At 34.9% G+C, this 12,106-nt stretch carries 10 protein-coding genes; 5 read left to right on the plus strand and 5 right to left on the minus strand.

Annotated features, from left to right (window positions below):
• Nucleotides 1-5: 5 nt before the first annotated feature.
• Entirely contained in the window at nucleotides 6-1,382 is a 1,377-nt protein-coding gene (locus EZM65_RS11160) for an MATE family efflux transporter (RefSeq protein WP_136668649.1), read from the minus strand.
• Nucleotides 1,383-1,460: 78 nt separating this feature from the next.
• Here EZM65_RS11160 and EZM65_RS11165 point away from each other — a divergent pair, with 78 nt between their 5' ends.
• Entirely contained in the window at nucleotides 1,461-1,934 is a 474-nt protein-coding gene (locus EZM65_RS11165; protein WP_136668650.1) for a hypothetical protein, read from the plus strand.
• A 3-nt stretch (nucleotides 1,935-1,937) separates the two neighbouring features.
• Here EZM65_RS11165 and EZM65_RS11170 read toward each other — a convergent pair whose 3' ends face one another.
• Nucleotides 1,938-2,810, minus strand: a complete 873-nt coding sequence (locus EZM65_RS11170; RefSeq protein WP_136668651.1) for a PPK2 family polyphosphate kinase — start codon at nucleotides 2,808-2,810, stop codon at nucleotides 1,938-1,940.
• Between the two features lie 37 nt (nucleotides 2,811-2,847).
• Here EZM65_RS11170 and EZM65_RS11175 point away from each other — a divergent pair, with 37 nt between their 5' ends.
• The 4 genes from EZM65_RS11175 to EZM65_RS11190 all read left to right on the plus strand — a co-directional run bounded on the left by EZM65_RS11175 (nucleotide 2,848) and on the right by EZM65_RS11190 (nucleotide 7,583).
• Entirely contained in the window at nucleotides 2,848-3,666 is an 819-nt protein-coding gene (locus EZM65_RS11175) for a hypothetical protein (RefSeq protein ID WP_136668652.1), read from the plus strand.
• A gap of 176 nt (nucleotides 3,667-3,842) precedes the next feature.
• Nucleotides 3,843-4,343, plus strand: a complete 501-nt coding sequence (locus EZM65_RS11180; protein WP_136668822.1) for an RNA polymerase sigma factor — start codon at nucleotides 3,843-3,845, stop codon at nucleotides 4,341-4,343.
• Nucleotides 4,344-4,346: 3 nt separating this feature from the next.
• Nucleotides 4,347-5,249, plus strand: coding sequence for a hypothetical protein (locus EZM65_RS11185; protein ID WP_136668653.1), 903 nt, complete (start codon nucleotides 4,347-4,349; stop codon nucleotides 5,247-5,249).
• Nucleotides 5,250-5,681: 432 nt separating this feature from the next.
• Complete coding sequence (locus EZM65_RS11190; protein WP_136668823.1) at nucleotides 5,682-7,583, plus strand: VWA domain-containing protein; 1,902 nt, start codon at nucleotides 5,682-5,684, stop codon at nucleotides 7,581-7,583.
• Between the two features lie 63 nt (nucleotides 7,584-7,646).
• Here the strand turns inward: EZM65_RS11190 and EZM65_RS11195 are convergent, their stop codons facing one another.
• The 3 genes from EZM65_RS11195 to EZM65_RS11210 all read right to left on the minus strand — a co-directional run bounded on the left by EZM65_RS11195 (nucleotide 7,647) and on the right by EZM65_RS11210 (nucleotide 12,057).
• Nucleotides 7,647-8,756, minus strand: coding sequence for a sensor histidine kinase KdpD (locus EZM65_RS11195; protein ID WP_136668654.1), 1,110 nt, complete (start codon nucleotides 8,754-8,756; stop codon nucleotides 7,647-7,649).
• A gap of 644 nt (nucleotides 8,757-9,400) precedes the next feature.
• Nucleotides 9,401-10,951 (minus strand): replicative DNA helicase, encoded by a 1,551-nt coding sequence (gene dnaB, locus EZM65_RS11205; RefSeq protein ID WP_136668656.1) that lies wholly within the window; start codon nucleotides 10,949-10,951, stop codon nucleotides 9,401-9,403.
• Between the two features lie 152 nt (nucleotides 10,952-11,103).
• Nucleotides 11,104-12,057 carry an acetyl-CoA carboxylase carboxyltransferase subunit alpha gene (locus tag EZM65_RS11210; protein WP_136668657.1) on the minus strand — a complete coding sequence of 318 codons (954 nt, stop codon included), beginning with the start codon at nucleotides 12,055-12,057 and terminating at the stop codon, nucleotides 11,104-11,106.
• Nucleotides 12,058-12,106 lie beyond the last annotated feature (49 nt).

A 12,106-nucleotide genomic window follows, 5' to 3' on the forward strand; every position in this document is an offset into this window, starting at 1 on the left:
AAATTTTATAAATTATGAATTATTAATTTCTTTGAAAGGTTGTTAAAACGAATATACAAAAATACAGCCGCTGCTGTTAATCCCGAAAGCAGACCTATCCAGACACCAACTGCTTTTAATGAGGTAAACAACCCTAAATATATTGAGATTGGAAAACCGATAATCCAATAGGCGGCAAAGGTGATATACATAGGTATTTTCACATCCTGCAATCCTCTCAACGCACCTAAAACAACTACCTGAATACCATCAGACAGTTGAAATACAGCCGCAATCAATATCAAATTTGATGCTATTTTTACTACCTCGCTGTTTTCCTGCAGTACCTTCAAATTATCTGAATTAATAAAAAAATGAGGCAAAACCGTATGCAGTAAAACAAACATTAAAGCAAATGACCCTTGAACGATAATAGCCAGCAAAAATATTGATCTTGCAACAATACGTAGTTTTATAAAATCCCCCATTCCCTTTTGATTACCTATACGCACCATACCTGCAACACTTAAACCTGAAACAAACATGAACGTAAAAGTAGCCAGACTCAATGCTATCTGATTTGCAGCCTGACTTGTTTTTCCTATAGTACCGCACAACCAAATCGCACCTGTAAATAAAGCCACCTCAAAAAACATTTGCATTGCTGACGGCAGACCCAGATTAATAATTTTCACAGACATGGCTTTACCTATAGCTTTTAGACTGAAACCTTCAAAATAAGGCTGAAACTTAGCCTTTGATTTTAATGCAAAATGCATATATACAACCATCACAATTCTTGAAATTACTGTCCCTACTGCCGCTCCCAGCATTCCCATTTTAGGAAAAATCCAAACGCCGTAAATCAAAACTATATTCAAAAACAAATGAACCACATTACACAATAAATTAGCCCACATCGCATATTTGGTCTCGCTTTTCCCGTCAGCAAACTGTTTGTATCCCTGAAAAATTATTAATGGAACCAATGAAAAAGCAACCAAATCCAAAAAAGGCTTTGCTAAATCAACAACTTCACGAGGCTGCCCCATAAAGTAGATTAAAGGCTTTGCCAGATAAATCAGCCCAAAAAGAGAAAATCCTAAAATAGTACACAAAACCAAACCGTGATGAAAAACACTGCGTCCTTTTACCAGACTGTTCTCACCATCAGCCTCAGCTACGAGTGGTGTAATTGCTGTAGAAAAACCTATTCCTAAAGACATTCCTACAAACACAAAACTATTCGCTAATGAAGCTGCAGCCAGTTCTGCCGCACCCAATCTGCCAACCATCACATTATCAACAATTCCCACTAAAGTATGCCCCAGCATTCCTAAAATTATAGGATAGGCCAGTTTAATATTTTCTTTAAATTCCCGGGTATAAACAGACAGTTTCATCAAAAAAATTTTGACAAAAATACAATAATAAATATGGAATCAGAGTTTACAGTAGTACCAAATCTACAATAAATACCTATGAATTTTTCTAAAAAAAATTATTTTGTCCCATTCTTTCTGTTTTGTTTCTTATTTGTATCCGCTCAAAAAAAAGTCGGCGATATGCGGTTAGGATACGGGGCTAGCGGAGGGATTTCTTTAACTGATTATTATACCTCTTTAGGGGTTGACGGACGCTTTCAATATGATTTCAGTCTGAAAATGGCACTTATTGCAACAACCGGTTACACCCATTGTTTCAGCAATGAGATGCCTGATCTGGCTTATGCTCCTTTGAAAGCCGGTATAAAATGGCATCTGGCTGAACAGGTTTACATTTTAGGCGAAGCCGGTGCCGCCTTCAGCACTACCGGAGAAGGTGTATCCTTTGTCTGGAATCCCGGCATAGGCGTAGCATCAAAATATATTGACATAAGCCTTCGCCATGAAATCCTAAATAAATTCAACACCTCTATAATTGCTTTAAGGCTTGCTTATGGATATAAACTGTAACGTTTATTCGAGCTGTTTTTTATAATCTGCAAAATTTGCTTTTACTTTTTCATCAAGCGCAGGCTCTTTAATATCAGTATATTTTTGCATTTCTTCCCAAATAATTCTTCCAACCATATAACGCGCCATTTCTTTATCATCTGAAGGGATGATATACCATGGAGCATGTGGTTTGGAAGTTTTATTTATAGCATCCTCGTAGTAATTCATATAATCATCCCAGCGTTCGCGCTCCTTTATATCGCCGGGTGAAAATTTCCAATGGTGATCCTCCTCTTCCAAACGTCTCAATAAACGCTTGCGCTGCTCTTCTTTACTCATATAGAAAAAGAACTTTAAAACAATCGTACCGTTTTGTGAAATATGCTTTTCAAAATTATTAATCTGCTCAAAACGGTTTTCCCAAAATTCAGGGGTAATATCCTCCACTTTTTCAATACCGGGCAGATTCTCATTCAAAATATATTCGGGGTGCACTCTGGTAACCAAAACATTTTCATAATGGGTACGATTAAAAACTGCAAACTTTCCTTTTTCGGGCAGAGCCAGATAATGACGCCATAAATAATCGTGCTCTAATTCGGTTGAATTAGGTGTTTTAAAACTATGCACTACGACTCCGCGAGGGTTAAATTCTTTAAAAACCTCACGAATCAAACTGTCTTTTCCTGAAGTATCCATTCCCTGCAGACAAATCAAAACTCCGTAACGATTGTGGGCATACATTACATCCTGCAGCTCACTTAATGGTTTTTGAACCTCGTCAAGCATCTTCTCCTTTTCCTTATCTTTTAAAGGAGTCTCTATCTCTGTTGGAAAATCAGATAGCTTAAAGGACTTAGTAATTTTAAAGTCTTCAGAATTAAAAGCTGTCATAGTTTTAAAGTATATTTGTTTGTTTAGAAGTAAATTTATGGAAAAAATTAAACTTTCGCCTTTTTTGGAAATAGAAGGTATAGGTGCCGCATCAGGAATTGTTCATTACAATAATGCATTATTCCTAATCAGTGATAATTCGGGTTATTTGTTTGAATATGATTTAATTCAGAATCAAATGAACAGACACCTTCTCATTGCAGATGCTTCTGTCAATATTGAAAAAAAACGCAAACCTGATTTTGAAGCCATAACATTAAGAGAAAACGAACTTCATGTATTTGGTTCCGGTTCGACTATCAACAGAAATAAAAAAGTGATTTTTAATATTGATACGGAAGAAATTACAGAAGTAGACTATTCGGAAATTTATCAGAAAATCAAAAGTCAGTTCCAGTTTTCTGATGATGATCTAAATATTGAAGGCGCTTTATACTATTCGGAAAAACTTTATCTTTTTCAAAGAGGAAACGGACTTACAGCTAAAAATGGAGTCTTTACTATTACTAATAAAGACATCGCTTTCAAACACCTCCAACTACCAAAAATAGAACATGTTGAAACCAGTTTTACTGATGCCATTTTAATTGAGGATAAAATTTATTTCTTAGCCGCGGCAGAGGATACGATTTCAACTTATGAAGACGGTGAAGTATTAGGAACTATAATGGGCATAATGAATCCCGAAACACATGAAGTACTAAAATACATTCAATTATCGCCAACACACAAACTCGAAGGTTTAACACTTTTTGAAAAACAAGAAAACCAACTCACTTTTTTACTTTGTGAAGACAACGATACCGAAGATTTGAACGCCACTATTTATAAGCTTACATTAAAGATTGCCGATTAAAGATTTTTGATCTGAGAAGTACGATTTGTAAATCTAAAACCTGATATCCGGAAAATCTGAAATTTTATTTTTAAAAAAAATTAAAACGCTTCCCAACCTTTTGATAAAAAACATCCTCTTTACCTATAAAGACCTTTATTGTGATAGACGAACAATTAATACAAGCCTGCCGGAAAATGCATCGGGACGCACAGCGTAAGATGTATGAGTTGATGGCACCTAAGCTTTATCAGGTATGCAAGCGTTACCTGAAAAAAGAAGAGGAAATAGAAGAAGTTCTTGCCGATGCTTTTGTAATCGTTTTTACAAAAATTGACCAATTAAAAGAAAACGCAGCTTTTTACAGCTGGGCAAAACGAATAGCGGTTAATGAGTGTCTGCATTTATTAAAAAAGAATGTAAACTTCAATTTATATCTTGAAGAAACTTCTTTGAAAATTCAGCCTCAAGCATCCCAGGACGACAGTTTGGAAGAACAGGATGTATTAAAACTATTGAATTATATTCCGGAAGGATGCAGAACAGTTTTTAATTTATTTGTCATTGAAGGCTACTCACATAAAGAAATTGCGGCAATGCTTAAAATTTCAGAAGGCACTTCAAAATCACAATTGAATGCAGCCAAAACCAAATTGAAAGATTTAGTCAACAATTTCTACTATCAAAACGCAAAATAAGTAATGGAAGATCAAGATAAAATATTTGAACAATTTAAAAAAGCTGCCGAAAATCAGGACGCGCAGGATTTTCCTGGAATGGAAAAAGTCTGGTCGCGTGTAGATGCTAAACTGGATACGCAGGTTTTTAAAGCACAAAAGAAAACCAATACAAATTGGAAAAAATTCGCGGTGGCAGCTTCAATCGTTGTCGGAAGCGTGTTTGCTTTTCAGCTGTTAAAACAATTTGAATCAGCAAAAGAACCTATTCAGAATTCGGTTGTAGAATCTGCTAAAGAAGAAATAAATCCGGTTATTGATAGTGATTCCACCGCTATTGCAATAACTGAAGAACCTGTAATTGACAACAAGCAAAACGAAAAAATACTGCACCAGCAAATACAAAGTGTAAATCATGTTGCGGTTACAAAAACCGAATCTATTGCCAGAGATTCTATTCAGGTACGATCAATGGCTGCTCCGGTAATCGCAGAAGAAAAGGCAGGTTTTAATTCCGGCTATTTAGAAAATACATCGGAAAAAAAATCCAGAGCAGTAGAAAGCGATTACAGAGCCAAAGAAGAAACTGCTAAATCAGCTTCAGTTGCCCGAAAAGCACCGCCTTTAGTTGTGATTGACGGCAAAGCAACCGATAAAAAAGTTTCGGAAGTTAAAAATTCTGATGATTTTGAAAATATAGTTGAACTCAAAGAACCTTTATATATCATTAACGGGAAAGAATATACTGAAAAGGAGCTTTTTGGTCCTAATCCCACATCACCTTATTACCCATTAAACAAACAAGAAATTGAATCGATTTTGATTTATCAGGATGAAGAAGCTATAGAGCTTTATGGAGAAAAAGGAAGCAAAGGAGTCGTAGTAATTAAAACCAAATACGGAAAACCCGCTGTTTTAAAGAAATAGCCAAAAAAATCAAGCGTTGACATATTAAAAATTACGATTATGAAAAGTGTAAAACTTATTTCATCAGCCATAGCTATGCTTTTTTCTATCCTCATTTTTGGACAGGAAAAAAAAGATTCAATACAAATAAAAAACATAAATAAGCAAATCCGTTTATGTCCTCCAAACAATAAAAATCAAGCAATATTTGTTATCGATGGATATTTCGCTGACAATAGATTAGTCGGAAAAATTAATCCAAATGACATCAAATCTGTTGAACTTTTAAAAGCTGAAAAAGCAAAAGCAATGTATGGTGACAAAGGCGGGAACGGATTGATTATAATCACTTCAAAATTGAGCAGACACAAACTCAGGAGACTTATAAAAAAGACCGAAACAAAACTCTTACGCAATAAAATAAACAGTACTAACATATTAAAACTTACAATTATGAAAAGTGTAAAACTAATTTCATTAGCCATTGCTTTGCTTATAAGTTTCTTAAGCTTAGCGCAAGAGAAAACAATTACAGGAGTAGTTTCTGATGCATCAGGACCTATACCGGGTGTGAATGTCGTTGTAAAAGGAACCACTAGAGGAGTACAAACAGGTTTTGACGGAATGTATTCCATAAAAGCTTCTGAGGGAGAAAAACTGGTTTTCAGTTTTATGGGAATGAAAGAAATTATCAGAACTGTTGGAACATCAAACATTATTAACGTAGTAATGCAGGATGATTCGAAAAAATTATCTGAAGTCGTAGTTACAGCATATGGAGTTTCAAGCGAAGATGGATATTATGCTGCTCCAAGGAGAACAAAAAAATCCAAAGCCGAAAAAAAACCGGCTCCAATGGTCTCAGGACTTGCCGTTAAATATGAAAAAGACAGTAGAATTGTTATAAAAGGAAATAAAAATAATGATAAAAAACCAATTTCCAATGGCAATGAAGATTACGGAGTTTTAATCGAAAATGATTTTGAAAGCCCAAAACGGTCACCACTTTCCACCTTTTCTATTGATGTTGACAATGCTTCATACACAAATGTCCGCCGTTTTATCAATAACGGTCAAAAAGTACCAACTGATGCTGTGCGCGTAGAGGAAATGATTAATTTTTTCAAATACAATTATTCGCAGCCTAAAGAAGAACATCCTTTTGCAATGAATACAGAATACAGTGATTGTCCATGGAATGCTGAAAACAAATTGGTTCGTATTGCTTTACAGGGCAAAAACATCCCAACAGACAATTTACCCAATTCAAATATGGTTTTTTTAATTGATGTTTCGGGTTCAATGAGTTCAGAAAACAAATTACCATTACTGATTCAGTCAATGAAAATTTTAGTCCACGAACTCCGTACTGAAGATAAGGTTTCCATCGTAGTATATGCAGGAGCTGCGGGACTGGTTTTACCTCCTACTCCGGGAAACAAAAAAGAAACCATTATTGACGCACTGGAAAAATTACAGGCAGGTGGAAGCACTGCAGGTGGAGAGGGAATTAAACTGGCTTATAAAATTGCCGAAGAAAACTTTATCAAAAACGGAAACAACAGAGTGATTTTAGCTACTGACGGTGATTTTAACGTTGGAGCTTCATCGGATAATGATATGCAGCGTTTGATTGAAGAAAAAAGAAAATCAGGTGTTTTTCTAACTTGTTTAGGTTATGGAATGGGTAATTACAAAGACAGCAAAATGGAAACCTTAGCCAATAAAGGCAACGGAAATTATGCATATATCGATAATATCCAGGAAGCAAAACGATTTTTGAGCAAAGAATTTAAAGGTTCCATGTTTACAATTGCCAAAGATGTTAAAATCCAGATAGAATTCAATCCTAATCATGTTCAAGCTTATCGGTTAATTGGCTACGAAAACAGAAAATTAAGAGCCGAAGATTTTACAAATGATGCCATTGATGCAGGCGAATTGGGCAGCGGACATACCGTAACAGCATTGTACGAAATTGTTCCTGTGGGCGTAAAAAGTAAATTCTTTGATATTCCATCCGACTTGAAATATTCAAAACCGGAAACTAATGTAAATAATTATTCCGATGAATTGGCGACAATAAAATTCAGATACAAAAAACCAGATGGAGACAAAAGCATTGAAATGGCAGAAGTCATTGCAAATAATTCAAAAACTATTGAAAACAGTTCAAACGATTTCAAATTTGTGACGGCTGTGGCATGGTTTGGTTTAAAATTAAGAGACTCTAAATTGATCAAAGAAAAAGGAACAACTGATATTGCTTCGTTAGCCAGAAAAGGAATTGATAATGATGTTGAAGGCTACAAAGCTGAATTGGTCAGATTAATTGAAAGCTGTACGAATTTTTAGTTGGTTAATATGTTTGGTTACTTAAAGCCCTTTGACAGTTTTACTTTCGAAGGGTTTTTACTTTTAGAATAAAATCTTCACTTTAGTCCCTTTTTCAGGAATACTTTCAAAATCAATTTTACAGTCCACCATAGCTGCAAAACGTTTCACCAATTGCAGTCCAATACCAATTCCCTTTTCATTTTCCGTACCGTACGTCGAAACATATTCATCTGCATTAATACTGTTTATTTTTTCGGCAGACATACCCACACCTGAATCTTCGACTATCAAGACATTATTCTGATTGTAAAAAGATATGCTGCCATATTCAGGCGTAAATTTAATTGCGTTGGAAAGCAAATTTCTGATAATAACGGTCATGATTTCAGGATCACATTCCTTCGAATGAAAATTATCCAAATCAACATTTACTGCAATATGCTTATTTTGAATCATACTGCTGTAAAAATCAATTATTCCATTGACAAGTTTATTATAATCAATAGTTACCGGAGTAACTGTAACCGTATTAAAATTCAGTTTTGTCCAGTTCAAAATAGTTTCAATCATTTCAAGAAGCAAATTGGATTCCTGATGGATTATTTTAACCATTTCCTTAAATTCTTCATTGCTGATATCATTTTCGGCAGCCAGGGAGGATATGGCTGTTAAATTGGCTATCGGGTTTCTCAAATCATGCCCCAAAATAGAAAGCATTCTTTCGTTGTTTAAGTTGATTTGCGAGAGTTTCTGCTGCAGAATGACTTCATTGTTTATATCAACAAAAGCCAAAACAAAAAAATTATCGAAAAAGAAAGTCTTGATTTCATACCATTTTTCGTCTTTGTCTTTTGGTTTTAAACGGGCTTTTATCTTGATAACCTGTTCGTTTTTTGAAATAGCTTCAAGCAGTTTCCCATTCCATGTCTCTCTTATTTCATTGCGGTAATTTTCATCAGGATACAATAATTCATACCAAGTATCTACATCAGGAATTTCTTTTGTGGTATAACCAAATTCCTGAATAAGATTCTCATTAAAAAACAAACTCTCGAAGCTTGAATCAAACGTTTCTATTTCGGTAATGATAAATGGGTATGGTAAAAAATCAGCAACTTTGATTACATCTTCTTTTGATTTAAAAAAAGTGTCCATAATTATTTCTTCTTCAACACTATTAAAATTAATCATAAATACTGTAAAAGTGAAAGAATCAAGTTGTGATGCCAACTTAAACGACTAAAAGCAATATTATAGGAATATTTCTACAATTTATAACAGTAAAAAATGCTTCCATAAACTTTCCAGACCGTTCTGCTATAGGTCAGTTTGCATTTTAAATGCATTTCGTTACTGTTTCATCGAAAAGTCACTATACATCTGATGAAAGAAATAAAACAGAAAAGATTATTAATTAGACAGCTCTTAATCTATTGATATTTATTGAAGAGTATGATAGCAAACATAATTATCAAAATCAGAATTGTGATGACCGCAATACCCAAAGGAAGCCACCAAAGAATTTTTTTTCCTTTAGAATTATATCCATAGAAATATCCAACAATTAATATAACTAGATTGATTATTGAAAAAATAACGAATTCTATGAAATCAGAAGGAATTTTTGAACTTCCGTATTGATGTACATTCCAAAGTCTGACAATAAACGATAATTGAAAGACAAATAGCAAAACAGGGATTATCTTATTCAAATTTTTCATTTTTTTATGTATCCAAAGAGTTTTCTGCAAAATATTAAAATCTTCAGCTATATAAGACAATGCCCCAAAAAGTCAGTTCATTTTGGGGCAGAGTAAATTTGTAATCTTTAATTTTTAAAACGGTACGTCACTATCATCATCATAATTATTCATATTACTGCCAAAGGCTTCATTTGGTGTAGGAAGATTAGGAGTAATAAACGGATTGGCCTGATCATCTAAATTCATTTTAGACGGCAAATCGTCAAAAACAGTCCCAAATTCATCCAGGTTATCAAACTTACCTAAATGTCCTAAGAATTTTAAACGGATGTTTTCCAAACTACCGTTACGGTGTTTTGCAATAATAAATTCTCCCTGACCTTGAGTTGGTGAACGCTCATCATCATCCCATTCATCAATTTTATAATATTCCGGACGGTAGATAAACGACACGATATCGGCATCCTGCTCAATAGCACCGGATTCACGAAGGTCAGAAAGTAACGGACGCTTGCTGGAACCACGTGTTTCCACCGCACGCGATAACTGTGAAAGCGCAATTACAGGAATATCCAATTCTTTTGCCAGAGCTTTTAAGTTTCGGGAAATAGTCGAAATTTCCTGTTCACGGTTTCCTCCGCCTTTAGAATTTCCTCCGGCTGTCATCAACTGTAAATAATCGACTACAATAATTTTAATATCGTATTGCGATTTTAAACGGCGTGCTTTTGCACGTAAATCAAAAATAGAAAGCGATGGTGTATCATCAATATACAAAGGTGCTTTTTCCAAGTCACGGACTTTAACAGAAAGCTGCTCCCATTCGTGTTTTTCAAGTTTACCCGTTCTTAATTTTTCTGAAGACAAACCAGTTTCAGAAGAAATTAAACGTGTAATTAACTGTACTGATGACATCTCTAACGAAAAAAGCGCTACACCATTATTAAACTGAATTGCCATATTACGCGCCATAGACAAGACAAATGCCGTTTTACCCATACCGGGACGGGCTGCAATAATAATCAAATCGGAAGGTTGCCATCCTGAGGTAACTTTATCAAGTGCATGGAAACCGGTAGGAGTTCCACTAAGTCCTTCTTTACCTGCAATCTGTTCAATACGCTTTTTTGCCTGAATTACCAAACTCTGAGCCGTTTCTGAACTTCTTTTAATATTTCCCTGCGTTACTTCGTAAAGCTTTGATTCGGCTTTATCAAGCAAATCAAAAACGTCTGTACTTTCATCATAAGATTCTTCAATAATTTCTGAAGAAATTTTTATCAGACTTCGTTGAATAAACTTTTGAAGAATAATTCTGGAGTGAAATTCAATATGCGCAGATGACGATATTTTTTGCGTCAGCTGGATTAAATAAAAGTCTCCACCCGCTAAATCCAGTTTCCCCATCTTTTTCAACTGCGAAGAAACCGTTAATAAGTCTATTGGCTGCGAATCGTTAAAAAGAGTAACAATCGCTTCAAAAATATACTTGTGCGCCTCTTTATAAAAGGCATCAGGCTGTAAGATATCAATAACCTCATCTACCCCCTTTTTATCAATCATCATTGCTCCTAAAACCGCTTCTTCCAAATCAAGCGCCTGTGGAGGCAATTTCCCTTTCTCAAGGTTTATGATAGTGGTTTTATCTACTTTATGAGGGTTAATGTTTTTTAGGTTTTCCATATTGCAAAACTAGTTTTAAATCAGCAAAAAGAGAAGAAAAAACAATCCTTACTCTGTTGAAAACTTATGTTAATAAGTCTTTTTTTTTGTTAAGAACACAAAAAAAATCCGAAACCACAGGGCTTCGGATTCCAAATCTTGATTATAAGATATTATTCTTGGTAGTGCCCCATTTTACTGTATTTGTCCATACGTTGCGCTACTAAATCTTCTGTTGATAAGTCTTTTATCTCGTTGAATCCTTTTAAGATATATTCTTTAACAGCTTTAAAGCCGGTTTCTTTGTCTCTATGAATTCCTCCTAATGGTTCAGGAATTACACCATCAACCAATTTGTGCTCAGACATGTCTTTGGAAGTCAGTTTTAATGCTTCAGCAGCTTGTTCTTTGTGAGCCCAGCTTCTCCATAAAATTGAAGAACAGTTTTCTGGCGATATAACAGAATACCATGAATTTTCCATCATATATACTCTATCCCCTACACCAATTCCTAAAGCACCACCCGAAGCACCTTCACCTATGATAGCACAAATAATAGGCACTTTAAGTCGGCACATTTCTAAAATATTTCTTGCAATAGCCTCACCTTGACCTCTTTCTTCTGCTTCAAGTCCCGGATAAGCACCCGGAGTATCAATAAGAGTCAATACAGGGATATTGAATTTTTCAGCCATTTTCATTAAGCGTAATGCTTTACGGTAACCTTCAGGGTTTGCCATACCAAAATTACGCAACTGACGCATTTTTGTATTGATCCCTTTTTGCTGCCCTATAATCATGAAAGACTGGCCATCGATTTTACCTAATCCACCTACCATGGCTTTATCGTCTTTTACTCCTCTGTCACCAAACAATTCAAGGAAAGTATTGTCGGTAAGACTCGCAATATGCTCTAAAGTATAAGGACGGTTAGGATGACGTGACATTTGTACACGTTGCCACGCAGTTAAATTAGCGTATATATTTTTTTTGGTTTCTTCTAATTTCTGAGTAATGTTTTCGCAGGTTGAAGTAACATCAACTTGAGAATCTTCGCCAATCTGCTGGCATTTTTCCAATTGTTCTTCAAGTTCTTTGATAGGCAATTCAAAATCTAAATATTCCATAAGATTTTTATTTTTCTATTAGGATTGTGTCAACAAAGATAAAATTTTC

Source organism: Flavobacterium sp. H122, assembly GCF_004959765.1.
GTDB lineage: Bacteria > Bacteroidota > Bacteroidia > Flavobacteriales > Flavobacteriaceae > Flavobacterium.